At 68.3% G+C, this 25,955-nt stretch carries 24 protein-coding genes and 3 pseudogenes; 17 read left to right on the top strand and 10 right to left on the bottom strand.

What is annotated here, in order from left to right:
• The 3 genes and pseudogenes from ACTWQC_RS29925 to ACTWQC_RS29915 all read left to right on the top strand — a co-directional run.
• Positions 1 to 137: pseudogene (locus ACTWQC_RS29925) on the top strand (integrase core domain-containing protein); the annotation flags it as partial.
• Positions 138 to 1,242: 1,105 nt separating this feature from the next.
• Positions 1,243 to 1,578 (top strand): hypothetical protein, encoded by a 336-nt coding sequence (locus ACTWQC_RS29920; protein ID WP_443318964.1) that lies wholly within the window; start codon positions 1,243 to 1,245, stop codon positions 1,576 to 1,578.
• 113 nt (positions 1,579 to 1,691) lie between these two features.
• Positions 1,692 to 2,496 (top strand): IS5 family transposase gene (locus ACTWQC_RS29915; RefSeq protein ID WP_443318968.1). Its coding sequence is split into 2 segments (ribosomal slippage): positions 1,692 to 2,026 and positions 2,025 to 2,496, totalling 807 coding nucleotides; the frame shifts between segments, so codons are not numbered across the junction.
• Positions 2,497 to 2,505: 9 nt separating this feature from the next.
• On the opposite strand, the gene ACTWQC_RS29910 is transcribed toward ACTWQC_RS29915, so the two are convergent.
• A protein-coding gene (locus ACTWQC_RS29910; protein WP_443318967.1) for an IS5 family transposase occupies positions 2,506 to 3,302 on the bottom strand; the annotation gives its coding sequence in 2 pieces (ribosomal slippage) (positions 2,506 to 2,957 and positions 2,957 to 3,302; 798 coding nt in all).
• Positions 3,303 to 3,671: 369 nt separating this feature from the next.
• On the opposite strand from ACTWQC_RS29910, the gene ACTWQC_RS29905 reads away from it, so the two are divergent.
• The 3 genes from ACTWQC_RS29905 (at position 3,672) to ACTWQC_RS29895 (ending at position 6,043) form a co-directional block, all read left to right on the top strand.
• On the top strand, positions 3,672 to 4,901 hold the full coding sequence (locus ACTWQC_RS29905; protein WP_443318963.1) for a peptidoglycan-binding protein: 1,230 nt from the start codon (positions 3,672 to 3,674) through the stop codon (positions 4,899 to 4,901).
• On the top strand, positions 4,894 to 5,265 hold the full coding sequence (locus ACTWQC_RS29900) for a hypothetical protein (protein ID WP_443318962.1): 372 nt from the start codon (positions 4,894 to 4,896) through the stop codon (positions 5,263 to 5,265). The genes ACTWQC_RS29905 and ACTWQC_RS29900 overlap by 8 nt, the downstream gene beginning before the upstream one ends.
• Positions 5,266 to 5,452: 187 nt before the next feature.
• Entirely contained in the window at positions 5,453 to 6,043 is a 591-nt protein-coding gene (locus ACTWQC_RS29895) for a hypothetical protein (protein WP_443318961.1), read from the top strand.
• Between the two features lie 283 nt (positions 6,044 to 6,326).
• Here the strand turns inward: ACTWQC_RS29895 and ACTWQC_RS29890 are convergent, their stop codons facing one another.
• From ACTWQC_RS29890 to ACTWQC_RS29870, 5 genes and pseudogenes are all read right to left on the bottom strand, one after another.
• Positions 6,327 to 6,929: a recombinase family protein gene (locus tag ACTWQC_RS29890; RefSeq protein ID WP_443318960.1), complete on the bottom strand. Its 603-nt coding sequence runs from the start codon at positions 6,927 to 6,929 to the stop codon at positions 6,327 to 6,329.
• A gap of 218 nt (positions 6,930 to 7,147) precedes the next feature.
• Positions 7,148 to 8,617 (bottom strand): caspase family protein, encoded by a 1,470-nt coding sequence (locus ACTWQC_RS29885; protein WP_443318959.1) that lies wholly within the window; start codon positions 8,615 to 8,617, stop codon positions 7,148 to 7,150.
• On the bottom strand, positions 8,617 to 9,000 hold the full coding sequence (locus ACTWQC_RS29880; RefSeq protein ID WP_443318958.1) for an effector-associated constant component EACC1: 384 nt from the start codon (positions 8,998 to 9,000) through the stop codon (positions 8,617 to 8,619). The genes ACTWQC_RS29885 and ACTWQC_RS29880 overlap by 1 nt, the downstream gene beginning before the upstream one ends.
• Positions 9,001 to 9,382: 382 nt before the next feature.
• Positions 9,383 to 9,826, bottom strand: a complete 444-nt coding sequence (locus ACTWQC_RS29875) for a GNAT family N-acetyltransferase (protein WP_443318957.1) — start codon at positions 9,824 to 9,826, stop codon at positions 9,383 to 9,385.
• 538 nt (positions 9,827 to 10,364) lie between these two features.
• Positions 10,365 to 11,655 (bottom strand): annotated as a pseudogene (locus ACTWQC_RS29870) (IS256 family transposase).
• A 210-nt stretch (positions 11,656 to 11,865) separates the two neighbouring features.
• On the opposite strand from ACTWQC_RS29870, the gene ACTWQC_RS29865 reads away from it, so the two are divergent.
• Positions 11,866 to 12,414 (top strand): hypothetical protein, encoded by a 549-nt coding sequence (locus tag ACTWQC_RS29865; protein ID WP_443318956.1) that lies wholly within the window; start codon positions 11,866 to 11,868, stop codon positions 12,412 to 12,414.
• Between the two features lie 210 nt (positions 12,415 to 12,624).
• Here the strand turns inward: ACTWQC_RS29865 and ACTWQC_RS29860 are convergent, their stop codons facing one another.
• Entirely contained in the window at positions 12,625 to 13,233 is a 609-nt protein-coding gene (locus ACTWQC_RS29860) for a DUF2867 domain-containing protein (protein ID WP_443318955.1), read from the bottom strand.
• Between the two features lie 96 nt (positions 13,234 to 13,329).
• On the opposite strand from ACTWQC_RS29860, the gene ACTWQC_RS29855 reads away from it, so the two are divergent.
• Positions 13,330 to 13,887 carry a TetR/AcrR family transcriptional regulator gene (locus tag ACTWQC_RS29855; protein WP_443318954.1) on the top strand — a complete coding sequence of 186 codons (558 nt, stop codon included), beginning with the start codon at positions 13,330 to 13,332 and terminating at the stop codon, positions 13,885 to 13,887.
• 12 nt (positions 13,888 to 13,899) lie between these two features.
• On the opposite strand, the pseudogene ACTWQC_RS29850 reads toward ACTWQC_RS29855, so the two are convergent.
• Positions 13,900 to 14,292 (bottom strand): annotated as a pseudogene (locus ACTWQC_RS29850) (transposase); the annotation flags it as partial.
• A gap of 97 nt (positions 14,293 to 14,389) precedes the next feature.
• Here ACTWQC_RS29850 and ACTWQC_RS29845 point away from each other — a divergent pair.
• The 9 genes from ACTWQC_RS29845 (at position 14,390) to ACTWQC_RS29805 (ending at position 23,789) form a co-directional block, all read left to right on the top strand.
• Positions 14,390 to 14,902: a DUF6461 domain-containing protein gene (locus tag ACTWQC_RS29845; protein WP_443318953.1), complete on the top strand. Its 513-nt coding sequence runs from the start codon at positions 14,390 to 14,392 to the stop codon at positions 14,900 to 14,902.
• A 121-nt stretch (positions 14,903 to 15,023) separates the two neighbouring features.
• Positions 15,024 to 16,096, top strand: a protein-coding gene (locus tag ACTWQC_RS29840) for an IS630 family transposase (RefSeq protein WP_443318952.1) whose coding sequence is annotated in 2 segments (ribosomal slippage) — positions 15,024 to 15,534 and positions 15,534 to 16,096 — 1,074 coding nt in all. Because the reading frame shifts where the segments join, the coding sequence is not laid out codon by codon here.
• A gap of 14 nt (positions 16,097 to 16,110) precedes the next feature.
• Positions 16,111 to 17,346: a LamG domain-containing protein gene (locus ACTWQC_RS29835; protein WP_443318951.1), complete on the top strand. Its 1,236-nt coding sequence runs from the start codon at positions 16,111 to 16,113 to the stop codon at positions 17,344 to 17,346.
• A gap of 346 nt (positions 17,347 to 17,692) precedes the next feature.
• Positions 17,693 to 18,961, top strand: coding sequence for an AAA family ATPase (locus tag ACTWQC_RS29830; RefSeq protein WP_443318950.1), 1,269 nt, complete (start codon positions 17,693 to 17,695; stop codon positions 18,959 to 18,961).
• Positions 18,962 to 19,064: 103 nt separating this feature from the next.
• A complete protein-coding gene (locus ACTWQC_RS29825) occupies positions 19,065 to 20,723 on the top strand; it encodes a Mu transposase C-terminal domain-containing protein (RefSeq protein WP_443318966.1) in 1,659 nt (552 codons plus the stop codon).
• Positions 20,720 to 21,463, top strand: coding sequence for an AAA family ATPase (locus ACTWQC_RS29820; protein WP_443318949.1), 744 nt, complete (start codon positions 20,720 to 20,722; stop codon positions 21,461 to 21,463). Before ACTWQC_RS29825 ends, ACTWQC_RS29820 begins: the two co-directional genes overlap by 4 nt.
• Positions 21,460 to 22,593, top strand: a complete 1,134-nt coding sequence (locus ACTWQC_RS29815) for a hypothetical protein (protein ID WP_443318948.1) — start codon at positions 21,460 to 21,462, stop codon at positions 22,591 to 22,593. Before ACTWQC_RS29820 ends, ACTWQC_RS29815 begins: the two co-directional genes overlap by 4 nt.
• A gap of 258 nt (positions 22,594 to 22,851) precedes the next feature.
• The gene (locus ACTWQC_RS29810) at positions 22,852 to 23,052 is read left to right on the top strand and encodes a hypothetical protein (protein ID WP_443318947.1); all 201 of its coding nucleotides are present in this window, start codon (positions 22,852 to 22,854) and stop codon (positions 23,050 to 23,052) included.
• Positions 23,052 to 23,789: a restriction endonuclease gene (locus tag ACTWQC_RS29805; RefSeq protein WP_443318946.1), complete on the top strand. Its 738-nt coding sequence runs from the start codon at positions 23,052 to 23,054 to the stop codon at positions 23,787 to 23,789. The genes ACTWQC_RS29810 and ACTWQC_RS29805 overlap by 1 nt, the downstream gene beginning before the upstream one ends.
• A gap of 369 nt (positions 23,790 to 24,158) precedes the next feature.
• Here the strand turns inward: ACTWQC_RS29805 and ACTWQC_RS29800 are convergent, their stop codons facing one another.
• Both ACTWQC_RS29800 and ACTWQC_RS29795 read right to left on the bottom strand, forming a co-directional pair.
• On the bottom strand, positions 24,159 to 24,689 hold the full coding sequence (locus ACTWQC_RS29800) for a GNAT family N-acetyltransferase (protein WP_443318945.1): 531 nt from the start codon (positions 24,687 to 24,689) through the stop codon (positions 24,159 to 24,161).
• A 229-nt stretch (positions 24,690 to 24,918) separates the two neighbouring features.
• Positions 24,919 to 25,950, bottom strand: a complete 1,032-nt coding sequence (locus ACTWQC_RS29795) for an aspartyl/asparaginyl beta-hydroxylase domain-containing protein (protein ID WP_443318944.1) — start codon at positions 25,948 to 25,950, stop codon at positions 24,919 to 24,921.
• Between the last annotated feature and the right edge of the window lie 5 nt (positions 25,951 to 25,955).

Genomic DNA, 25,955 nt, shown 5'->3' with positions numbered 1-25,955 from the left:
GCTTCCACCGCACCCTGCTCGAGGAATGGGCCTACCAACGCCCCTACCACTCAGAAGCAGAACGACAAGCCGCGTTCCCCGCATGGCTGGACTGGTACAACTACCACCGACCCCACACCGGCATCGCGGACAACACAACTAGGCCATTCCTTGCGCTCCTGGTCCTGCCCGTCGTGCTCATCAACTCCGGCCCGGCGCCGGAGCTGACAGCCGCCGTGCCGCTCGCTGTGCTGGTCGCATCTCGCCGATCGAGCTACAACTACCGGCATATTCATATCGGCTGACGAGGTGCCACGCCGTCAGGCTCCGATCTCATCGGAGCCTGACGGCAGCACGTCCCTACATCATTCGTCCCGGTTCGCCGCTCCAGCCACGCCGGGGTTTCGCAACAACAATCTGCAGCAACCCCCATCGGCTGTTGGCGAAAGCCGGGTGCTTCAGCCCTCGGAAAGGGTCTGTACCGATGACCTCGTATGGTCCTCGCGCGGCCGCCTGCCGCTACTGTCATGAGCCGCTCGGCAACGACAAGTCCTCCGGACGGCCGCGGATCTACTGCGACGCCACCTGCCGGAACGCCTACCTGCGGGCACGCGACCGCAAGCCCTCACCCGACGCGGACACGCACGACGAGCACCTGCTGAAGGTCGCGGAGGACTTCCAGCGGAAAGCGACCGAGCTGCTGCGCCTGGTCAATGCCCGCGCCGACAGCGCCCAGGTCCTGCGCACCGTCGCCGCCATCGTCCGGGACGCCGACGACGTCGCGGCTGCCGCCGTCCGGCAGGCCCGGGACCGCAAAGTGAGCTGGAAGTCCATCGCCTCCTACACCAACCGCAGTCCGGACTCCGCACGGCGGGCCTGGTCGGCCCAGCGCACCGACCGGGTGCGCCTGCGGCGCCAGCGAGCCCGGGCCCAGCAGCCCGCCCCGCGCACCGGCGGCATCTTCATCCCCCGCACAGCGGCGAGCGGGGCACAACCCGGGCCGCCGTGGCGGAGCGGGCCCGGGAAGCGGCCCCGAAGCCGCCCCCCTGGACCCCCGGGCGCCGAACCATCCCAGCAGTTGGCCAGAGCCCTGTCCTATCTGCAGCGCTGTTCCGGCAAGCCGCTGCGCGTCCTGGGGGAGGAGGCCGACGTCAGCGGCTCCTACGTCTCCCGGGTGCTCTCCGGCGAGCGGTGCCCGTCCTGGAAGGTCACCCGCCAACTGGCGATCTCCTGCGGCGCCGACCCGGCCGACATCCAGCCGCTGTGGGAAGCCGCCCGGACCGGTGCCTACACCCCCCCCGCGGCCTGGCGGATACCGGGACCTTCCACGCGGCCCTGCGCGGCCTGCACCTGTCCGCCGCCCGGCCCGACCCCGACACCATCCGCAAGGCCAGCCACGGGCTGCTCAGCGTCGAAGACGTCACCGGACTGCTCAGCGGCTCCCGCATCGGGGACTGGAAGACCGTCGACCGCCTCGTCCACGCCCTCCACGGACGGCCCGCCGACATCCAACCGCTGTGGCACGCCGCCCGCATCCTGGCCCCTTCCAGTACCACTACCGGCCCGGTGCGCCCCTGGTACGCCGAGCATTTCGGATAGCGCAAGGCCCTCGTGGCCCCGCCTAAGAGTTCCTAACGGAATGCGGTGGGCCGTGTCCTCCGGCTGGTTGACTCGGTTGCTTCGGTGTGAGGAAGCGTGATCCCCAACCATGGCTGGTCGACGATGAGTTGTGGGCGCGGATCCAGCCGTTGCTGCCCGTCCGGCAGCGTCGGCATCGGCACCCGGGCCGGAAGGCTCTGGATGACCGCAAGGTGCTGTGCGGCATCCTCTTCGTCCTCTACACCGGCATCCGGTGGGAGTGGCTGCCCACCGAGCTGGGCTTCGGCTCAGGCATGACCTGCTGGCGCAGGCTGCGGGACTGGAACAACGCCGGGGTCTGGCAACGCCTGCATGCGGTGCTGCTGGCCGAGCTGCGGGCCGCTGACCGGCTGGACATGTCGAGGGCGGTGATCGACAGCTCCCACATCCGGGCGCTCAAGGCGGCCCAAAACCGGTCGGAGCCCGGTAGACCGGGGTCGGCCGGGCTCCAAACACCATGTGCTCTGCGATGCCACCGGCATCCCGCTCGCGGTCACTCTGACCGGCGGCAACCGCAATGACATCACCCAGCTCATGCCCCTTCTGACGGCGATCCCGCCGATCCGCGGCAAGCGGGGGCGGCCGCGGCAGCGACCGCGGGAACTCTACGCAGACCGCGGCTATGACCACGACTGCTACCGCCGCCAGGTCTGGGCGAAGGGCATCAAGCCCGTGATCGCCCGTCGCGGCACCGACCGCGGTTCCGGCCTGGGCACCAAGCGGTGGGTGGTCGAGCAGACGATCGCGCTGCTGCACTGGTTCGGCCGCCTGCGGATCCGCTGGGAGATCCGCGACGACATCCACGAGGCGTTCCTCAAGCTCGCCTGCTCGCTGATCTGCTGGCGCCGCCTGCGAGCCGCATTCCGTGAGGACCTCTAACAGCTCATCTCATTTGGTGAGTCGTCGGTAGCAGATCAGGGTGCAAGTGAGGCTGGTGAATGCCAGGAAGTGGCTGGCTGTGCGTTCGTAGCGGCGGTGCAGACGTCGGCATCCGGTGAGCCAGGCCATGGTCCGTTCGATGGTCCAGTGGTGGCGGCCCAGTCGTTCGCTGGAGTCGACACCCTTGCGGGCGATCCTCGGCATGATGCCGCGGGCCCGTAACCATCGCCGCAGGTGGTCGTAGTCGTAGCCCTTGTCACCGTGGAGCTTGGCGGGTCTGCGGCGTCGACGTCCGCGGCGCGAACGGATGGGCGGGATGCCGGTCACCAACGGCACCAGCGCCTGGCTGTCGTGCGTATTGGCCCCGGAGATGCCCACGGACAGGGGCAGACCGTTCCGGTTGGTGACCAGGTGGATCTTCGAGCCGTACTTACCTCGATCGACAGGATTCGGACCCGTCAGGTCCCCCTTTTCACGGCCCGCGTGTTCACCGAGTCGATCGCGCACCTCGTCCAGTCCAGCTCGCCCCGGGCGCCGAGCTCGTCGAGCACCAGGCGGTGCAGCTTGGCCCACACGCGTGCCTTGCTCCACTCGCTGAACCGACGGTGCGCGGTGGCTCCGGACGGGCCAAAGGACGGCGGCAGTTGCTGCCATGTACAGCCTGACGTGGCCACGAACACGATCGCCGCCAGCACTTCCCGATCGCCATGCCGACGGCGGCCGCCGCCCTGCGGCCGTACCGGAGCCGGCGGAACCACCCGCTGGAACAGCTCCCACAACTCATCCGGCACCAAGCGCTCCACGATCCCCACCCGTGGAGACTACCGAAAACACCAAATGAGATGAGCTGTTACTGGCACCCCATACTGCGCGAACACGACGAGCAGGCCGCCACAACGGTGAGTGCGTGATCATCCCGCTACTTTGCGGCTGGTGTCTGAGCTAGGGCTTCGAGGCCGTGTCAGTGACCTTCGAGCCGAAGGACGTCGGCCCCGGCGCCGTGCGCATGCTCTTCGGTACCTCCTACGACGGCGATCGTGCGGGTTGTAATGGCCCCTGGAATCTGCCTCCCTGGCGGGGCCTTCCGGGTTTCCCGGTGCTCGGGCTGCCCCCTGCGGTTGCCGCAACCGCCGGTAGGGTGTGGGGAGTTGACCACTCAAGAGGGGGGAAGCTTCGTGCTTTTTGCTCGCCGGTCCGACTGGAACGCTCGTAAGCCCGACAACGGGCACGAGCCGGTCAAGACCAACAAGGGCGTCAAAGTCCACTACACCGGCACCCGATACGAGCCGTGGCTCGAGCAGCACGCCCTGTGCGCCATGCGGGTCAGGAACATCCAAGACGAGCACATGGACGGCAAGGGCGACGCGGACATCGACTACAACCTTCTGGTCTGCCGCCACGGCGTCGTCTTCGAAGGCCGCGGCGCGTACGCCCAGAACGCCGCCAACGGAAATAAGGAACTGAACCGGGCGCACTACGCGGTGTGCGCGCTCACCGGCTCGGGTGGCTACACCGACGTGCCGAAGAAGATGATCACCGGCATTCAGGACGCCATCGCCTACCTGCGGCGTCACGGCTCCGGCTGGGAGATAGCCGGGCACCGCGACGGCTACCCCACCCAGTGCCCCGGCGACCTGCTGTACGGGCACGTGCTGAACGGCAGCCTCGACCCCGGTGTCCTGTGGGACGGCGGGAACCACATCGTCACCGACGGCGAAACCCTGGGCAAGATCAGCGTCAAGTACAACGTGCCCAAGGACTACATCATCATGGCCAACCCTGATGAGCTCGACTCTTCCGGCAAGGTCAAGGCCGGGATGAAGCTGTGGATCCCCGCCCGCGGCGTTCCGCTGAAGGGCGCCGACCCCACCCCAGACGATGACGCAACGGAGTTCCAGCCCTTCCCCGGAGCCAAGTGGTTCCACGACGAGCCGAACAGCCCCATCATCACCGCCATGGGCGAACGCCTGGTCGCCGAAGGCTGCGGCCACTACACCAAGGGCCCCGGCCCGCAGTGGTCGGACGCCGACCGTGAATCGTACGCGGCCTGGCAGCGCAAGCTCGGCTTCGCCGGCGCCAAGGCCGACGGCTGGCCCGGGGAGACCTCCTGGGAACAGCTCCGCGTCCCCTACGTCGGGCAGACCCCGGGAGACTTCGAGGAGTTCCCCGGAAAGGAATGGTTCCACACCGAGCCCAAGTCGCGGATCATCACCGCCATGGGCAAGCGCCTGGTCGCCGAAGGCTGCGGCCACTACACCAAGGGCCCCGGCCCGCAGTGGACCGAGGCAGACCGCGCCTCCTACGCGGCGTGGCAGCGCAAACTCGGCTTCAACGGCGCCGCAGCCGACGGCTGGCCCGGCGAATACTCGTGGGACCGCCTCCAGGTGCCCGAAGACGATGACTAGAACACTGCGCGGGGTGCTGCTAGCTGTCGGCGCGGTCGGCGGCTACACATCATTCAAGCTCGCGGATGAGGCCCGACGGTACTGCGGCTCCTACGGGCTGGACGAGGGCAGCCTCGGCCTCGACCGGCTCTTCGAGCCAGTCGTCGCGATCACTGTCGGCATTGTGCTGGGCGCCTTGGTCCGGGTGCCGGCCAAAGGCCCCACCTGGCTGCGGGTGCCGGCCCCGGCCGTGATGCTCCTCGTGTTCTTGTTCTTCGTCACATGGGCGCACATGGCATGGCTCGGGACACCGTTCGGCGGCACCAGCGACAGCGGGCACTGCGGATACGACAACGTTCCCCCATGGTGGCCACTCCCCAGCTGACCAGCACACGGAGGGAACCGGTGATCTCGACGGGCGACGCCGACCTGCTCAGTCGCCGACCTCTGCTCGGCGCCCCACAGCAAGATCAGGACGAGACGTGGACGGGATTCGATGCCTCCGGTCACGGTCTGGACAAAGCAGCAGGTCAAGCAGGGTGCAATTCGGTGACCTTGAGGGGACTGTAAAGGTGCTGCTGGAGTGGTCCAGCCGCTACGACCACCTGCGAGAGGTCACCCGGGAGGACATCATCGCGGCCCGGGACGCTGTCACCGGCAAACAGCGCGAAAGCCGGATCGTCGCCCTGCGGTCACTGTTCCGGCACGCGAAGAAGAATGGCCAGATCTTCCGCAACCCCACGATCCGCATCCGTGTCCCCCGGCAGACCGGCGGCGTCCTCCAAGCTCTCGTCCAGGCGGACATCGACGAAGCCATCGCCACCGCCACCACCCCGGACATCCGGCTCATCGTCGCCCTGGCCGCCATCCACGCGGCACGGCCGAAGATGATCCGCACCATGCAGTTGGAGGACGTCGACCTGGGCAACCGGCGCATCACCGTCGGCGGTCACGTCCGCCCGCTCGACGACCTCACCCGCCGGGCGGTCCTGGACTGGCTCGACCACCGCCGCAACCGCTGGCCGAACACGGCCAACCCCCACCTACTGATCACCCAGAAGACCGCCGTCGAACTCGGCCCGGCCGGCAAACTCTGGACCACCCGGGCCACCCGCAACCTCACCGCCACCCTGGAACGGCTCCGCGTCGACCGCCAGCTCTAAGAGGCCCTCACCCACGGCGCCGATCCCCTCCACCTTGCCCTCGTCTTCGGCATCGACGAGAAGACCGCCATCCGCTACGCGGACTCGGCCCGGCAGCTTCTCCAGGCCGACCTCGAAGCCGATCCCGCGTGTTCGCCGCGAACCCACGGGTCAACCCCCGAGGATGGCATCCCTGAGCCCTCGGGTTCCCGCTGAAGGAGCTTCAGTTTCCGCGAACTCGCGGGGATCACGGCCCAGGACTCCTAGCTCAGACACCAGGGAACAAGTAACCCGTTGGTAGCTTTCACGGCTTCGTGACTGTCGCCTTCTTCGGCTGGCGGGGCACGGTCTTGGTCTTGTCGAGGTGTCCGTACACAGTTGACCTCGGCACGCCGAACATGTCGGCGATCTGCTGGACGGTCTTCTCGCGCTCGTCGTAGAGCTGTTGGGCGAGCGCGGCCTGGTCCGCGGTGAGCCTCGGCCGGCGCCCGCCGACTCGGCCCCGAGCCCGTGCGGAGGCGAGCCCGTCGTTGGTGTTCGCCACGATCAGTTCACGCTGGAGCTCGGCCAGCACGGACAGCATCCCGAACATCGCCCAACCCTCCACGGTGGAGGTGTCGATGCCCTGCTCGATGACGTGCAACCCGATCCCGCGCTCGCGCAGTTCGGCGCCGAGGGTCACCAGATGCAGGACGGAGCGGGAGAGCCGGTCGAGCCGGGTGACTTTCAACGTGTCGCCCTCGCGCAGTAGCTGGAGGACGAGGTCGAGCTTCGGGCGGGACGCCTTCGCACCGCTCGCGGTGTCGACGTGGATGTTGTCGCGGTCGACGCCGACCCGCAGCAGGACGTCGATCTGATGATCGGGGTTCTGGTCGGCGGTCGAGCCCCGCGCGTAGCCGATGAGCATGTGTCGGAATCTATCGGCCGAACCATTCGCCGACATTGATTGTGGACGCGAGTTGTCAACACTGCCCACCTGCGGGTTCGTGATCACGTGTCCGAGTGTCGACAGACGGTCGTTTCTCGACAGTGACGTGTTCCGCGATTCCAGTCTGCACCTGTTCACGTCATGCGTGTAGGCCCAGTTCGGCTGTCGCTGCTCCTGTGTGTCGTCGGCAGGGTCGGTCACCAGTCTCCTTCTGTCTCTAACGGGTGTTCGGTGTGTGCCGCGACCACGTTCTTCAAATCGACTCGGCGGGGTCCGGGGAGCGGGCCGAGCACGCACACCGGTATCCAGTCGTATTGGGTGGGAGTTCGGTGGCCGCGGCAGACGTCCGGAAGTTCAGCACGGATCGGCCATCCGGCTGGGCGGTACAGGGCCGAGGGAGAGCCCTCGGGATTCGGCATGTGCAGCCTCACATGAACTGCGAGAAGTTTGTGACCGTGGACGGCCGTGGCCGAGTGGTGGACGCCGACCTGTCTGATCGCAGTCCACGGGATGAGCTGGGTGCCGGAAGGGTCGATTGCGGTGACACCGTCCCCGCCGATGCGCAGGGTTCTTGCGCGCATGTTCGCCCTCAACTTCCGACCTGCCCACATTTCCACAAGAAAGGCCGCCAATAGGGCTAAACATGCTGTGACATATCCGGCGACCTGGTTGGCTCCCTGGCTTTTTCCGAAATGGGTAGCAAGGAAGAACATTAAGCTTACTGCGGCTATGAGGTATGGGGTGGCGTCCGCTTGCTTGCTGAACCCCTGCGGGGCCTCGTCGCCGGTCCAGGACTCCTCGAAGGACTTTGCCGCCACGGGGGCCTTCTGGGTGGTCGGCTTCCCCTTCTTTACTTTCTTCTTGGCCGGGCGCGGGGCGGTGGGTCGTGCTGCCGGGTCTTGGGCGGGCAGTTCGCGCCGCCGGAGCTGTTGTGCATGTGGCCGCGGGCGGTTTTTCTCTCGGCGGGCGATGACGACGTCGCCTTCCCCGACCATTTTCAGCTGTGGGGTCCTTCGGGTGTCTTTCGTCATCCAGCGGTGCACGTGCCGGTAGAGTTCGCTGACGGTGAGGTATCCCGTGGTTTCGGCGTGCCGCAGGCCGCGCACGAGCATTCCGGTGAATGGGCTGGGCTGCCCCTCTACGTCGGCAGCTCGTGCGAGCTGCGTGGACCTGTTGCTGGCCAGGACATACCGGCCCTTGCCTTTCACCGCAGTGGCAAGGTCGGCATCTGACTTCCACGCGCCGCTGTGGCAGCAGTCGAGCACGATGATGACCGTCGCGGCGGCTGAACCGTCGATCATGTTGTTGATCTCCGCGGCACTCAGCGCCGTGGCATAGGGGAGGTCGACCGTGGTGTCACTGGCGCACAGGTACAGCCGATTGCGTTCGTCGAGCCGGCCGTGGCCGCTGTAGTACAACAGCAGCACGTCCTCGCGCACCGCAGCGGTGAAGAACTTGTTCAGGTGTTCCCGTAACTCCTGAACTTTCTTGTCCGGGAGTCGCTGAACGTTGTCGGAAGAGAACAGCCCGACCCTGTCATCGGTCAGCGCCTGCGCGAGTTCCTCGATGTCGACCAGTGGCCCGCGCAGATCCAGCAGCGTATGGGGGTCGCGGGGGAAGGTCGCGTTTCCGATCAGCAGCCCGCGGTAGCGCGGGTCGGCCGTCATCAGCTGCCCCCGAGACGCCTGCCAGCCGCCTCCGCCAGCGCCTGGAATGACGCTTGATCGACGTGGTCGCCCGTCACCGTCAGCGTCTGCTCGGCGCCCTGGTCATCGGTCCACGTCACCGTCAGGGTCCGTGTCTTGTCCCGCGCCAGCCAGGCCCGGAAGCACGCCACCGCAGCGGTCAGCGCGCCGGAGGAGCCCAGGGCGAGGGTTACGGCCTCCACAGCGCCCTTCGCACCTGACTCGGGGACGCCTCGCAGGGATAGCGTCCCGACCTCCTTGCGCAGCGCGACGTTCAAGGTCGCCACTTCATCCAACCAGCGCGGATCCTCCGGGTCGAACTTTGCCGTGCCCGCCGTAACCGTCAGCTCAATATCGGAACTCATCCCTACCCCCGTTCATGTCACGCTGAGCATAGTGACTGATCGACTCGTGTTATGGCCGATCACATCGTCCACACAGTCGGCCCGCCGACGCCGTCCCTGAGGCCAGGTGGTGGGTCATCGCCTCGCTGTGGCGGTCTGTCCAGCGGTATCCGCGGCATACGGGGACGGGGCACCGTGGCGGACAGTGGGAGTTCGAGCCGGGAGTCCATGTCGAGGCGGAAGGTGCCGTACGGGTTGATGTTCGACCAGAACAAGGCGGTCAGCCCGCGCCGGTCCGCGGGCTCTCGGGAACTCGAGGGTGGATGCGTCGGCGGCCATGCGAGAGTGCTGCCCCAGTCGTCGACAAAGAAGCCCGAGATGCCAGCACGAACAGACTCACGGATCATGCAGTCGTCTTGGCGGCGACCCTGGCGCGCAGCCTGTCGCGAACGGTGGGCCACTCGTCTGCGAGCAGGCTGTAGTACAGAGAGTCGCGGCGAGTGCCGTCCTGGCGCCGCATATGGCTGCGCAGGGTTCCTTCGTAAACCAGGCCAAGGCGAGTCAAGGCACGCTGGGAACGCACGTTGAGATTGTCAGTGCGCAGGGCGAGCCTGGCGAGTCGCAGGTCATCGAAGGCATGGCTGAACAGCAACAGCTTGGACTCAGCGTTGTAAGGACCTCCCCAGCAAGAACGATCGAACCAGGTTGCGCCGATCTCAGCGCGGCTCTCGGCCAAGTCGAGGTCATACAAACTGGTCGAACCGATCACGGCGTCGTCGTCACAGCGTTGCACTGCGAAGCACCTCCGGGACGGACCCGCGATCATCTGGCTGAGCAGCGCGTGCATCTGTGTCACGTTTCAGGGCGCGGCCGGGGCATCCATCGCCATACCTCTGGGTTGGATGCAGAGGGTAAGAGGGCTTCGGCATGGTCGGTAGATAACGCCATGAGGCGGACAGTGCTACCGAGCAGAGAGTTGTTGTTCACCGCAACACACTAGAGCTGGCGATCACAAGCCCACAGCCGTAACCCGGCGGACTGCAGCAACCACCACAAGCGCGTCCATGAGGCCATTCCTGAGTAAACGACCAGCGGGAGAAGCCGAGGACTGACCGTCTGCAGTAGGTCCGTCTTCCGCCTGCTCCCTCACTCGGGGTACTGGTATCACAGTTGAGCCAGAGCCCAGTTCACGTTGTCGGAGCCAGTACGACCGAGTCCGTCGACCTTGACATCAAGCTCCTGCTCCCGTAGCACCGGCCACCGCAATCCCTCCGACCTCCGAAGCGTCAACCGACCGGTCATCATCACCTCGGCGTGATCGTAGCGACGGCCGCCAGGCACCGGCTGGGGTCTGTCCAGTGAACGGTGTAACTCGGGGTGAGTTGTTACTGGCGGGCTGCTGAGAGGCGGCCGTCGAGGGTGATGTCGAAGGCATTCAACGCAGTCTTCCAGCGGCTGGTCCAGCGGCTTTGTCCCTTGCCGGTCGGGTCCGGGGACATGATCGCCATGTAGACGCACTTCAACGCGGCCTGCTCATTGGGGAAGTGCCCGCGGGCCTTGACCGCCCGGCGGATGCGGGCGTTGACCGACTCAATCGCATTGGTCGTGCAGACGATGCGGCGGATCTCGGTGTCGAAGCGCAGGAAAGGGGTGAACTCCTCCCAGGCGTTCTCCCACAGCCGCACGATCGCCGGGTACTTCGTCCCCCATGCGTCGGCGAACTCCGCGAACCGGTCCACCGCGGCTTCCTCGGTCGGCGCGGTATAGACGGGCTTGAGGACGCGCGCGACCTTCTCCCAGTCCTGGCGGGCTGCATAGCGGAAGGAATTCCGCAGCAGATGCACTACGCAGGTTTGGACGATCGTGGCCGGCCAGACTGTCCCGACCGCCTCGGGCAGGCCCTTCAGGCCGTCGCAGACGAGCATGAGGACATCGCCCACGCCGCGGTTCTTGATCTCGGTGAGGATCTGCAGCCAGTGCTTGGCGCCCTCCCCGCCGTCGCCGGCCCACAGGCCCAGGATCTCCCGCCGGCCCTCGGCCGTGACCGCGAGCGCGACATAGACGGGACGGTTCGCGACCGCGCCATCCCGGATCTTCACGTGAATGGCGTCGATGAAGATGACGGGGTAGACGGGGTCGAGTGGTCGATTCTGCCACTCGGCCATGCCCTCGAGGACCTTGTCCGTGATCGTGGAGATCGTCTGGCGGGAGACGTCGGTGCCATACCTCCGCCAGGTGGGCCTGGACCTCGCCGGTCGTCAGGCCTTTCGCAGCAAGGGAGATGACCATGTCATCGAGACCGGTCAGGCGTTTCTGTCGCTTGCGCACGATCTTCGGCTCGAACGAGCCGTCGCGGTCGCGGGGCACGGCTATCTCGACCGGCCCGACGTCGGTCAGCACCGTCTTGGAGCGGGTGCCGTTGCGGGAGTTGCCGCCGTTCTTCCCGGCCGGATCGTGCCGGTCACAGCCGAGGTGATCGGTGACCTCGCCCTCCAGGGCGGACTCCAGCAGCCGCTTGGTCAGCTGCTGCAGCAGTCCGCCCTCGCCGGTCAGTTGCAGCCCCTCGGCCTGGGCACGGCCCACCAGCTCGTCGATCAGCTGCTGGTCCACGGCTTCGGACCGCTGCAGCTCAGCCGCCTCGACGGCCTCAGATTCAGTCACGTTGTTGCTGGTCATCGGTGCATCTTCCATGATCAGGAGTTACACCGTTCTTTTTACAGTCCCCGGATGGGGAGAGGAATGGATGAAGGAACGCTACGGGCGAAAGTCGAAATACTCGAAGTACGACGACTACGCCACCGAGCATCAGGGGGAGGCAAGTGGTACCGCGGGGTGGTCAATCCCAACCGTCGGGATGAGGCACCGTGGGATGCGTGCAGTCGGGACATGTTCTTCGCGCTGGACGGGGAGAAGCCGCCAGCCCAGGAGATGGTCACCCCAGAGGTTCTGGCCGGGTACGCCTATGACGAGGTGCGCATACCTGATACCGACGTAGAGATGAGCCCGGACGGTCGACAGGTAGTCAATCTGCCTACGTGGGTGTGGTCGGACGGCTCCCGGTTCAAGCCCGTCAAGGTGACCGCTCGCCTGCCCGGTACCGGCCTGTGGGCAACCACGACTGCGAAGCCGGTCAGTCTGCACCTTGACCCCGGCACGGAAAGCGCCAAGGTCTACCCCGCCGGGGGCGACTGCCCTATTCGAGATGACGGCAGCATCGGCACCCCCTACAACACCTCCAGAGCGAAGCAGGATCCGCCGTGCGGCCTGACCTACCTGCGGGCTACTGGGCATGACGGTCCGTATGAGCTCAAGGCCACCGTCCGGTGGGAGATCTCTTGGAATGGCTCCGGAGGCGCCGGTGGGAAGTTGCCGGACGGCACGTTTGGCACCACCACCAACCTCACGGTGCGCGAGGTCCAGGCCGTCAACCGCTAGGCGGTTTTGGTTAAGTTCGCTGCTGATTCTTGGATGCCGGTCGGTTGGCGGGTCAGCGCTTGGTCCGTGGCGGTCCCGATCGCTTCGAGGCTGGGCTGCGGGTAGCAGGTAGAACACCTCCACCACGATCCCTTGTGCCTCCGCCCAAGCCCCCGCCGGTGTTGAGGAGCGGGGGCGGGGGTGGAGTCTGGGTTACGGGGAGGGGAGGCGTCAGCGTGCCGTTCGGCGCGCCGTGTTCTCTCGCCACTCCCGGCCGATCGATCGCATCAGGGCCGGGTACACCCCCAGGTACCGGAAGGGTTTGATGCCGAGCATGTACAGAGAGCCGAAGCGGCCGTTGGGCTTCACCAGGACGGCCATCTGGCCGCGGTAGCCGCCGTTCCCGTCGGGGACCCAGCCGACGTGCATCACCCCGTGCATGGTCTTGTTGGCGTACTCGGCGGCCCACTCGTCGTGTGTCTGGAAGACCGATGTGAAGGGCGCCGCGCTGAGGTCGGGCCCCCGCGGCCACTCGCGCAGGTCGTCCGGCAGCCGGTCGCGCAGCGACGCCACCCGGCCGCCGACGCCCGAGTCCGGCCTGTCCCAGCCGAGCAGCGCGCCGAGCTTCCAGCGCACCGCGAAAAGGAAGCGGCCCACGGGGTTGCCGCCGTCCGGACCGCCTTTGCCGTCCGCCATCTGCTGGACCAAGTGGTGCAGGTCGTCCGGGCCGCCCGGTGTCGGCAGCGCCCACAGGTCCTCGAGCCGGAAGTCGCCGGCGATCTCGTGGATCCGCCAAGGGCGGGACATGTGTTCGGTTGAGGGAAGGCGCAGATCGCTCATGGTAGACCCCTGTCTATTCGGTGGCGTATAGATCGAGCGTAAACCCACCTATACGGCTCCGTATACTTGGCCGGGACATGTGAGGGGAGACACAGCATGGGCGCGATCCGTACGCCGCGGGACAAGTGGATCGAGGAGGGGCTGCGGGCGCTCGCCGCCGGCGGCCCCGAGGCTGTCCGGGTCGAGGTCCTCGCCCAGGTGCTCGGCGTCAGCAAGGGCGGTTTCTACGGCTACTTCCGCAACCGCGCCGCCCTGCTGGAGGAGATGCTCGACACCTGGGAGCGCGGGGTCACCGAGGATGTCATCGAGCGGATCGAGCGCGACGGGGGCGACGCTCGCGAGCGGCTCGGGCGTCTCTTCGACTTCGTGGGGTCGGGCGAGACGCCCGTGACCAGCGCCGGGGTCGAGCTCGCGATCCGCGACTGGGCCCGGCGCGACGAAGGCGTCGCGCGTTGCCTCCGCCGGGCCGACAACCGGCGCATGGACTATCTGCGCGAGCTCTACGGGGCCTTCTGTCCCGACGAGGGCGATGTCGAGGCCCGCTGCCTGATCACCTTCTCACTGCGCATCGGGGACAACCTCATCGCAGCCGACAACGGCCCGCGCAGCCGCACGGAAGTCCTCGCCGCGGTTAGGAACCGGTTGTTGGGCTAATTACTGAGGTTTTCAGGGTGGAGTCGGTGGTGTGGGGGGCAGGCCGGTGGCGGTGAGGCAGCCGTCGATCAGGTGCGGTCGGAGCTGGATCCTTCGTAACTCGCGGCGGAGTGTGCGGTCGAGGTCATCGGGTGTGTCGAAGGCGGTGTTGGCCATCGCTCTGCGCACGAGGGACCAGACGGCCTCGACGGGATTCAGGTCGGGTGCATAGGGCGGGAGGCGGACGGTGGTGAGCCAGTCGTGCTCGGCCTCGTACCGCTTCAGCCCGGCTGCCAAGTGGGTGTTGAGATTGTCCCAGACCACTACGATCGGGCCGCCGAGCTGGATGCGAGCCCGCACGAGCAGGTCGCGGTAGCCCTTCCAGGAGAAGCTCTTACGGGCTCCCTTCAATGACCAACGAACCCGAGTAGAAAGGCCCCACACCGTGGACCTGGACGAGTTGTTCGGCGAAGGCTGGTGCGTAACCCTCGCCCCCCACCCACTCACCGAAACCCTTCACCTCATGGGCGTCGCCAACCCCGTCCCCTGCCCCGAGGGCCTGAAGCAAGCCGCACACTTCCTCCAAGAGCACCAGGACGAAGGCGCCTTCATCCTCGGCCGCGAAATGCCTGGCGGCTGGACCCTCACCATCGAATTCGAAAGCTGGATCGGCTTCGATGACGATGTCCTGCGCACCCTCGCCGCCGACGGCCGCACCGCCATCAGCGCCTACCGCGACCCCGACACGAAGACGGCCACCATCGCCCACGACGGCGCCATCCTCGGCTGCCTCGAACTGTCCGGCGGCTACTTCGGCGGCCCCTCCGGCAGCGTAGACACCACCCACCCCGTCGTCGGCTCCCTCACCGCGGCCGGCTTCGACGCCTCTGACGACTGCGAACCCACCGGCGAAGCCGACACCGAAGAGCCCGAAGGCTGCCTCATCCTCGCCGTACGCGTCCTGACCGGCGTCACCCTCACCGCAGCCGACTTCGAGGACCCCTGGACCGGCGGCCTCTCCCGCACCGCCTTCTAACCCGGCCCTAAAACCATCCTGAAGTCAAAGTAAAGATCGGGAAGCTCGATGAGCTGTTACAGAGGTCTTCGGATTGTCGTCGGGTAATGACGGTTCGTGATCTCTGCGGTATGCCGGTGGTATGCGCTATCCGGAGGGTGGGGGCCTGACTGCTGAGCGTCGGGCGTTTCGGGAGAAGATCCGGCTCCGGGCCGGAGAACGGTTCGCCGCGGGCGAGAAGACCGCGCTGATCGCGAAGGATCTGCGCGTGAGTGTGCGGTCGGTGGAACGCTGGCGCCGCGCCTGGCGTGAGGACGGGCTCGAGGGCCTACGCTCGGCAGGGCCGACGAACTCCCCGACTGTCACCGATTCTCAGTTCGCCGTGCTCGAGGAGGAACTCGGCAAGGGCCCGGCCGTGCACGGTTTCGGCGACGAACGGTGGACGCTGGTCCGGGTGCAGACCGTGATCCGCCGTCGTCTACGGCTGGGTCTTTCGGTGGCCACAGTATGGCGGCTGCTGAAACGGCACAGCTGGTCCTGGCAGGCCCCTGCCCGCAGAGCACTCGAACGCGACGAGCACGCGGTCGAGCTGTGGAAGAAGGAGGTGTGGCCGCGGGTAAAAGGATCGCGGCGGCGTCCGGGGCCTGGATCGTCTTCGAGGACGAAGCCGGATTCTCGATGACACCGCCCCGCACCCGCACCTGGGGCCGACGCGGACACACCCCTGTCATCCGGGTGCGCGGACGCTCCCGCCGCCGGACCTCAGTCGCCGCTTTGTGCTGCTACCGCCCAGGCGAGGCGAGCCGGCTGATCCACCGGCCCCGCAACCACCTTCTGCTGAAGGGAGCCCGTAAGGGCTTCTCCTGGAAGGGCTACCGCGACCTGCTCGTGCGGGCTCGCATCCAGCTCGGCGGCCCGATCGTAGTGGTCTGGGACAATTTCAACACCTACTTGGCAGCCGGGCTGAAGCGGTACGAGGCCGAGCACGACTGGCTCACCACCGTCCGCCTCCCGCCCTATGCACCCGACCTGAATCCCGTCGAGGCCGTCTGGTCCCTCGTGCGCAGAGCGATGGCCAACACCGCCTTCGACACACCCGATGACCTCGACCGCACACTCCGCCGCGAGTTACGAAGGATCCAGCTCCGACCGCACCTGATCGACGGCTGCCTCACCGCCACCGGCCTGCCCCCCACACCACCGACTCCACCCTGAAAACCTCAGTAACCGTGATTGGCCAGCGGGAGTTGGAGCTGCAGGCCTCCGGCGAGGACACGGCTCGGTTCGTCGCCTCCGGCGTGCTGCTCTTCGGCTCCGCCGAGAACGTGGGGGCAGTGGCCGAGCTGCTGCCAGCCCATTTCGGGTATGCCGCGCAGGTGCTGGACGACGCGCCGGTGGCCTACTACCGCTTCGCCGAACTGGCTGGCGCGCACGTCCTCGCGGACTCGTCCGGCCACGGCGCGGACGGGATAGTCGAGGTTGGCGTGGCGTTCGGCCACCCCGGCGCCGGGGCCGGCATGGCCGCCCGGTTCCGAGCCAGCGACACGCCCCGGGTCCGCGTGCCGGACCGGCCGGCTTTGCGCCCCGCCCAGCTCTCGATCGAGGCGTTGCTGATCTGGTCGGGCGGTGACGCGCCGCAGGCGATGGTCGCGAAGCCCGCCGCCTACGGCCTGTCCGTCCTCGCCGACGGCCGGGTCCGCGCCGAAGTGGACACGGCGGGCGTGACCAGCACCGGCGCCCTGATCCCCGGTGAGCCGACCCACCTGGTCGTCACTTTCGACGGCACCGCCGTCGCCGTGTATCTGAACGGCGTGGTGGACACGGTGTCCCCAGTGACCGGCGATCCGACCGCCGCTGGCGACCTGGCGATCGGCGGCGGGCCGAACCCGTTCGACGGCGTCCTCGACGAGCTCGCGCTCTACGACCACCCGCTGCCGGAGGACCGCGTCCGGGCGCACGCCGACGCGGTCGACGCCGAGCTGGGCAACCTGATCCGCAACGCCACGTTCGGCCGCTCGCGCCCGTCGCCCCCGCCGCCGCTGACCGGCGCGGGCGTCGGCGGCCTCGCCGCGGCCGAGGAGTGGTTCGTGTGGAACAACCCGGACGCCACGACCATGACTGAACTGCTGCCCACCACGCGTCCGGACGGCCGGGGCCACATGCTGCACGTGGTGACCACGGGCGGCCTGTGCGGCTTGGTGCAGACCTGGACGGCCGCAGGCGCGGGCCCGGCGGTGGCCGAGGCGTGGGTGTACGTGGTGGCCGGGGCCGTGGGCCTGGGCTGCGGCAACGGTGGCGGCACCAGCATCGACGCGGTCAGCACCGTCACCGGGCGGTGGGAACACCTGGTCGCGGAGGCCGGCAGCACACCGGTCGACGAGTTGATCCCGTACTTCGGCCCGGCCGACGGCGCGGACTTCTATGTCGACTTCGTCGTGGTGCGGCCGCTGCCCGCTGCCCCATGAGGAACGGCCTCCCCCGCGACACCTGGTGAAAAACCGCCTGCCGGTAGCGCACTCCGGTGCCGTGCGGGGCGGACGGCGACCCAGGAGCGGTCGTTGCGATGTGCCGGTTTGGTGTCAGTGGGTGGGTGTCAGTGACGGGGTGTCAGGTGGGGGTGTTTGTGCTGGTGGGGTGTTGAGGTCGGGGCGGGGTCACTGACGTGGGGTGGTGTCTGTTGCCGATGCCACTGTCATGGGGCGGTACACCCTGGCTCGTGTCGCTGTCACGGGAACGGTACTTCTGATCTTTTTGCGGGGCAGGCGGGTTCACGGTGGTCTTCTGTCGGGCGTGTGGCCGGGGGAGGACCGGGTGGGGGAGCGGGAGTTTGAGGGCTTGGTCTCGGTGTCGCGGCCGGTGTTGGTGGGGCGGTTGCTTCAGTTGGATGCGGCTGGTGGTGTGACGTCGGCGCATGTTCGGGCGGGGGCGCAGTTGGCGGGGGTGCATCCGCGGACGGTGTGGCGGTGGGTGGAGGCGGCGCGCAGTGAGGGCCGTGTGGAGCGTCGGAGGCGTTCCCGGTTCGAGTTGTCGGAGGAGGCGTGGGAGGTACTGGCGCAGGCGGGCGGCAATGTGTCTGTGCTCTACCGGCATTTGAAGGAGTGCGGGGACGGGGATGCGGGGGTGTCGCTGGCCTCGGTGTACCGGGCGGTGCAGCGTGAGCTGGCCTCGGGGCGGGTGTTGCCGGACCGTGCTGTGGTACGCCGGGCGCGGGCTGAGCGGGAGACCCGTCAGGCTCTGTCGGACCTCGCTGTCGCGGGTGGGGGCACCGGTACGCCGTCTGCTTCTGCCGCGGCTGGTCCGGCCTCGCTGACGCCCGCAGGGCGAAAGGCCGCGCTGGCGGGGGATGTGCCGGGCGTGGTGCTGCCGGTGGGGGCTCAGGCGGTGCGTACGGCGTCGGTGCGTGCGGTGGCCGAGGCGGTGGGGCAGGCGATGGCTGCCGGGGGCGCGGCGTGTGTGTTCGGGGATGCGGGGCGGGGCAAGACGGTGGCGCTGCGGATGGCGCTGTCGGATCCGCCGGTGGGCTGGGGCGTGTCGTGGGTGCGGGTGCCGGTGCGTCCGTCGGTGTCGGAACTGCGGCGGGCGGTGTTCGAGGCTCTGGTGTTGCCGGGCCGGTTTCCGCACCGTTCGGCCGAGGCCGATGAGCGGATCGTCGGCGCCCTGGACGAGGCTCGGGTGCTGGTGGTGGATGAGGCGCAGCGGTTGCCAGCGCCGTGTCTGGAGTATCTGCAGTCGTTGTGGGACCACCCGCAGGCCCGGATGGCACTGGTGCTGTGCGGGGCGGGCAGCGAGCGCGCGGTGGCGCGTGTGCCGCAGTTGGCGTCGCGGGTCTGCGCGTGGCAGGAGGTAGGGCGTCTCGCCGGGAGCGAGGTGGCTGCGACGGTGTCTGCCTTTCATCCGTTGTGGGCTGGCGTCGCGGGTGGGGAGGTGGCGTGGATCGACCAGTCCTGCACGCACGGTGTCTTCCGTACCTGGGCTGCCTTGACGACGCATCTGCAGAACGCGCTGCTGACCGTGCCGGATGGGACGGTGGACCGGGCGCTGCTGCGTCGTCTGTTCCGGCGTCTGAGCCCTCCGGTCTGAACGAATGTGCGGACAGGAGGGGGAGATGGAAGACGGTGGTGCGGTCGACGCCGCGCGGGGCGGGCTTCCGGCGGCGTCGCGTACCGCGCTGCGCGGTGTGGCGGTGCGCCGACTGCTCGCTCTGCGGGTGCGGGACGAGCTGACGACCGGCCATGTCCGGGTGGCGGCGGATGCGCTGGGGGTGTCGGAGCGCACCGTGTGGCGGTGGCTGGCCGAAGCCGGCCGCGACGAACGGGCAGCTGACGAGCCCGGGGCACGGGCCCAGACCGGCACGAGGTTCACGATCACACCGGAGGTCCGCGCGCTGCTGGCGTTGTGGAAGGGCAATGTCGCCGCGGTGCAGCGTGAGCTCGCTGCCCGCGCGGCAGGGCGCCCAGTAGCTGATGTCGGTACACAGGCCGGGCCCCCGCCGGGTACAGGTCTGCCGCCGGATGTGCCGTCGCTGACGACGCTGCACCGGGCGATCCGTCGTGATCTGACGCCGGGGGAGCGAGCGGGGCTTGCGGGAGGGGAGCTGGCGGCGCGCAAGCATGATGTGTTCCTGGCCCGGCCGCGGGGCTGGCGTAACCAGGTGTGGGAGACCGACCACGTCCAAGCGGCGGTGCTGGTCGACGTCGAGGGTAAGGCCCGCAGGCCGTGGATCACCTGGTTCACCGACTGCGCGACGAACGCGATCACCGGTGTCGCGGTCACACCGGGGGATCCGTCGCGGGAGTCGGTGCTCGCGGCGCTGCGTTCCGCGGTGCTGCGCGAGGAGCCTTACGGCCCGTTCGGCGGTCTGCCGGAGAAGGTACGGGTGGACCGCGGCAAGGACTTCCTGTCCCGGACGGTGACCGCAGCGTTCGATCTCCTGGATGTGACGGTGGAGGACCTGCCCGCCTACACCCCCCATCTCAAGGGCACTGTGGAGGGGCTGAACCGGGCGGTGGAGAGCATGTTCCTGGCCGCGCTGCCCGGCTATGCCCGCCAGCCTCGTCCCGGCAAGCGGGCTGCCCGTCCGAAGGACGAGGTGCTGCTCAGTTTTGAGGACTTCACCGCCCGGCTGCTGGGTTGGACGCTGTGGTGGAACACCGAGCACCGTCCCGCGCCGTTGCGGGGCAGGACCCCGCTTGAGGCGTGGCAGGACGATCCCACCCCGCTGCGGGAGGTGCCGGCCGCGGATCTGTGGACGTTCACCCTGGAGGACGCCGGTACCCGCACGCTGACCACCCGCGGTGTCCGCTTCAGGAAACGCGACTACGTGGGGCCGTGGATGACCGGCCAGGCCGGGATCCAGGTCCGGGTCCGCTTCATGCCTCACCACGACCACCGAATCGAGGTCTACCACGCGGTCACCGGCCGCTACCTCGGCCCTGCGAACCTGGCCGATCAGGCCACCGAGGAACAGGTCAGCGCGGTACGGCGGGCACGGTCCGCCCGCACCCGCCGCCTGAAGAAGGACCTGGAGGCTTCCCAGCGCGAGCGCTACGCCGCCGCCACCCAGCCCGAGGCTCCGCAGCGGCTCGGCGCGCTGACCGCCGTGCAGGCCGAGGCCGAGCTCGCCCAGGTCGCCGATACCGACCTGTCGGATCTGGCGCTGCCGGACCTCATCCCGCCCGCCGCGCCTCCGGCCGGGTGGCGCACTCCTGCCTCCCTGGCCGCGCTGACCACCCCAGGCCGACCTGCCCCGGTCCTGCCCGGCCGTGATTCCACTCCCGCCCCCGACGGCCCGGGCGGGAGGGCCACACGTCTCACCACCGACGAAGACGGAGATGCCTCGTGACCGCGGCCACCTACCAGTACGTCGACCTGCCCGACGCCTCCGTGGTCACCACCCGCGCGCTGCTGGCGGCGCGGGAGAACATCACCGACACCGTCACCGCCCGCGCCATGATGTGCATCCACGGCGGCGCCGGCTTCGGCAAGACCCTCGCCGTCAACACCTGCCTGCGCGAACTCGAACCCGGCGAGGACGTCCGCAAAATCACCTTCCGGGCCCGGCCCACCGCCCGCGCGGTGCGCTACGAACTGTTCACCGCGCTCGACCTGGCCGGCGAACCACCGCGCCACCCCAGCGAGTTCGACCGCCTGCTGAAGACGGCCCTGGCCGAACGCCCCCGTACCTTCCTCGTCGACGAAGCACAGTGGCTCAACGGGGAGGCGTTCGAATACTTCCGCTACCTCTGGGACGAACCCTCAACCCAGCTCGCCATCATCTTCGTCGGCGGCGCGGGCTGCCACACCGTGCTGCGCCGCGAACCGATGCTCTCCTCCCGCGTCTTCATCTGGCAGCAGTTCACCCGCCTCACACCCGACGAGGTCCTCGAGGTGATCCCGCTGTTCCACCCGGTCTGGGCTGACGCCGACCCCGAGGACATCACCTTCGCCGACCAGCATGCCGCGCACGGCAACTTCCGCGCCTGGGCCCAGTTGACCGCCCACGCTCGTACCGCCCTGGCCCGCACGGGACGTGCCCGCGTCGACCAGGACCTGCTGCGCTGGGCCTTCAGCCGCCTCGCATGACGCCGATACCGCCTGCCCCGCTCTCCGCCATGGGACTGCCGGCCGTCACGCTGGTCATGGACCCCTACGACGACGTGATCCACACCCACGCCGCCTTGGCAGCGCACCATCCGCCATCGGGCCGGATCACCCTGCACCCCGGTCCCGGAACCACTAGCGACACCGCGCTCGCCCACGACCTCCTGGCCGCCTTGGGCAGACCGCCGCTGCTGCCGGGCCGCTTCCCCTCAGGCCGGCAGCCCGCCTGGGAAGCCGCCACCGCATGGGTGACAGCCCAGCCGGTCACTCGTCTGACCGTCCTGCGCGCTCACCGCCTGACTGCCCGCCGCGCCGAACGCCTCCTCCAGCTGCGCGCCGTCACAGGCATCCACCTGACCCTGGTCTGCCACCGCCCTCGTCTCCCTGCCGCCCTGCATCAGGCCCTGCACACGGTCGACCACGCAGTCATTACCGACTCCGAGGCCGCCCAGCACTACTACGACGACGGCCCGCCTGCCCCCGTGGACGACGCGGTCGATTCTGTCCGGCGGTCCGGCCGCTGGATCACCCTGCCCACTCTGGACCGCCTCGTTTCCTACGACAGCCCCGCCTCCTGCCGGGCCTCTTGCGCACCGCCGCCGATCGTCTGGCGACACCGGTCACAGCCCGTGCCTCTCACCGCGCACACTGCCCGGGAAGTTGTCCGCCGCCTGGTCGACTCGACCGCTCACCCCCGCCTGGCCGCAGCCCTGGCAGCCGCGCTCTTCACCGGCGCCTCCTTCCAGCAGCTCGCTACCGCCGGCCTCCGCGACTACGACGACGCCGCAGCCACGCTCGCCCTGCACGACCGCGCCCGTTACACCGACGGCTGCGCCGCCTACCCCGTACCCGGCTGGGCGCGCGTCTTCCTGCGGGCCGCGGCCTGCTTCGCCCGCCTCGTACTCGGCGACGATCAGGCACTGCTCGCCGCGCCCGGGGACCGTACGCATCTGCTGCGTCTGGCGGAGACGGCGAGGCTGCGCCCGCCGCAACCTTCCGCCACCAGGCGGACCGACCGTGCCGACCGCGTCGAGTGGGACTGGCGCGAACAGCAGGAAGCCAAAAAGTACGACGCAATGCTGGGTGTACGCGAGAAGCCCTCACGGGGCTGAACGGCCTCGCCAGCGAGATCGGCGGCGTGCCCGGATTCCCGGCGGGGAGGATGTCATCCGATCGAGAAGTCGGCGAACTCGACGTCGGTGAAGGCGATATGCAGGCCATGACCGCGCCGGCCCCCGTCGCGGAAGTAGGCGTGCCCCAGCGCTCGGGCGAGGATCACCATCTGCTGCTGTGTCGGTGGCCGCTGCTACACCAAGTCTTTGAAGAAGCGGGCCGCATGAGGCGGTCCGGGATCAAGGGGAGGGGCAGTCATGCCGCCGGAGGGATACCACGTCGTGCGCTGGCACATCCGGCGCAATCCGGGACCGAGCGCGAAGCGGATGAGCGGCTGGACAATCGCCGCGCTGGTCGCCGGGGTCTGGTTATGGGGGCAGGTGTTCGGCTTCAGCGACGGCTCCGCGGAGGAGCCGGCCAAGCCGCAGCCATCGGTGTCCGCTCCGGCGGACCGCTGATGGCCCGGCGTCGTCTTCGGCTGCGCGCTCCGCGGGGGAGGGATGAGTATCTGGCGGCCGCCGTCGTTGCGGTTGCCTGTGTGACGCTGGTGGTGCAGATGGCCCGGGCCGCGCAGGACGCACTGGCCCGAGCTTGGCCGGTGTGGGCCCTGCTGGCGGGCGCTGCCCTCGCCTACGGAATCCTGCGGACGGTGCGCGGCGTACGGCTCCGGCGCTCCCGGTACCGGGCGCTTGCGGTGTGGCGGCCGACCCTCGCCGAGCTCGACGCCCTGGATGACCGGGCGTTCGAGCAGGCGCTGCGGGACCTGCTGATCCGGGACGGCTGGTCGGCCAGCCACGTGGGCCGACAGGGTGACCAGGCCGCCGACGTCATCGGCCGCCACCCGAAGCGGGGCCGTATCGTCCTGCAGGCCAAACACACACGCACCGGCGCGAAGGTTAGCTCGGCGGTGATGTATCAGGTCAACGGCACCGCGGGCCCGGTTCACCGTGCCGATGCCGCGGTCGTGGTGACCAACGGATCCTTCACACGCGACGCCCGTGTCTGGGGCGACCGGCACCGGGTGCACTGGGTGGACCGGAACCGGCTGCGCACCTGGGCTGAAGACGGCATCCCCCTGCACGATCTGCTGCGTCTGCCCGCCCGGACGGGCAGACGCACCGCTGCCCGGAGAACGGCCGCCCAGGCTCACCTGCAGACCGGACCGGTCAGCGCCAAGAGGCAAGCCGACGCATGAGAGCGGCTCCTCGATCCGCTGATGAAGGCGGCGCTCGCCGTCATCAATCGCGCTCGCCGCGGCGAGATGTTCTGGCGCTGACCCGCCGCGATATCTCTGGCACAACATTAGCGCCGATGTGCCCGGATGGATGACCGGCCATGGTGGTCGGCGTTCCTCGCCCTGCCCCGGCCATACGGCTCCTGGCGGCGCTTGTCCCGCCGTCCTGGTCGCCGTCGGCCCGGCGACGGGTGGAAGGAACTGCCTTGCACCGCGGCAGTCACGGCGTTGAGGACGCTTTCCGAGCCCGGCGGCGGAAGGCGCTGATGGCCGGCAGCTCGGCGGTCGTGGCGTCGCCTATCCACTCGGGCAGGCGGGAGTGCAGGGCCGTTACAGGCTCTTCTCAGGCGGCGGTCCGTCGTGCAGGATTCGCTGGAAGAGTAGGTGGTCCCGCCATGCACCGTTGACGTGCAGATACTTCGGCGCGAAGCCGTACTGTTCGAATCCGGCCTTCGTCAGAACTCGCTGCGAGGCCACGTTGTCGACCAGAGTTCCCGCTTCGACCCGGTGCAGTGTGAACTCCTCGCGTGCAGTCCGGCATGCGCTCTCGACGGCGGCAGTGGCAAGACCTCGCCCAGTGCGCTCTCTGTCGACCCAGTAGCCGACGCTCGCTCTGCAGAGCGGACCAAGGGTGATCTTGGACAAGGAGATGGCGCCCACGACGCACCCCATCTCGACAAGCACCCACGGCATGGCGCACCTTGCTTCGCGCTGCGCGAGCTGGTGTATTAGTCGGGCCCGCTGTCCGCGTTCGGTGAAGAACTCCTCCGGCCGGTCGGGTTCCCAGGGGCGCATATACGTACGGTTCCGCAGCAGCGTCTCGGCGAGCCCTCCGGCGTCTTCCAGGGCGGCCGCCCTCATCTCTACACCGTCAAACGGCCACATCCGTACCGTTCGACCATTCGCGTTAGCGGGGCTAGAGTCTGCGGTCACCTCTATCCGATCTTCTCGGTGTCGGCCTCATAAAATGGGCGGTGCTTCCAGTCGGTTGTCGCTGGAAGACAACAGCGTTGCTCTGCCTGACTCGCACGCTCGGCGACCCGTAAGCGTGTCTACTGCTACGTCGGGGGAAGTCTCGGGCCGGGTGCTGTCATACCGTGGCCCCGAGATCGACGTTGCCGCGGTGTAGGACGTGCACGGGCCTGATCTGCTCGTCGGTGGACCGGCCGCAGCGCACACGGAACCGCGCAACAGGTGCGCTGCGTTCAAGGTCCAGGGATATCGTGCGCTCGTCCGTCCAGCCCTGTAACCGAAATTCGGCGTTTCCGATGTGGACCAGACCGAATCGCGGTTCACCGGCGATGCGCAGTACGAGCTTTCCGTCCATCACCTCGACGGATCCCGGCAGACTATCCGCAGGGTTTGCTCCGGAGTCATCGGACCAGTCGGGGAAGTTGGCCGGAACTTCGACCTCGCAGCGGAGAGCCTCCTGTTCGAAGGGCTGCAACGGCAAAGGCTCCCGGGCCATCAGCACGTCACTCCACGGCAGCTGAGAAAGGTAGTCGGGAGGGAAGAGCTCCATGAGGGCACGAGTTGGGACAGTGTCCAGCACAAGGTGGATCCGTCGCTGCGCACTTCGGTTCCTAGCGATGTGTAGCCGGTCGAAGTCCGCGTACCAGAGGCGGCCGGCTTCCCAGTGGTAGGTCTCGCCGTCCACGACAAGTTCGGCACCGGCCTGGGTCACGATGGGAACGTGCAAGCGCAAGAAGCCCCAGGGGAAATTGGTGCGCCCATCGTTGTGTTCGTGAGTCTCCGCCCCCGGACCCAGCGCCATCAACCGCGCGCTGTGCAACGGCGCGGGAATCTTGGACAAGACTTCAGCGTGGTACGGGCAGCGGTCCAGGACAGAGGTGTTGAGGTGGTCCTCGAGGCCCGCGCCGCCGGGATCTGTTCGTAGCATGCTGCCGGTCGGTGCCCTCAGAGGGATGATCTTCCAATCGAAGGTGTCCTCTTCGCCCAGCCCGTTCTGATGCACCGGGCGGTTCGGTCGCCAGGTGAGGTCGGAGAGAGCCTCGACTTCGGCAGCGAGCCGCGCAGCATCGAAACTCAGACCAAGAGGGGCAGCAGGGGGCAGGTGGCGCCACGTGGTGCCAGCTGTCGACGTCTGGAGCGTAGAGGTCACGGGCG

The sequence above is a fragment of the Streptomyces sp. 8N616 genome (genome assembly GCF_052246385.1).
GTDB lineage: Bacteria > Actinomycetota > Actinomycetes > Streptomycetales > Streptomycetaceae > Streptomyces.
Note: the sequence above shows the minus strand (reverse complement) of the source record. Positions and strands in the feature narration are given on the sequence as shown.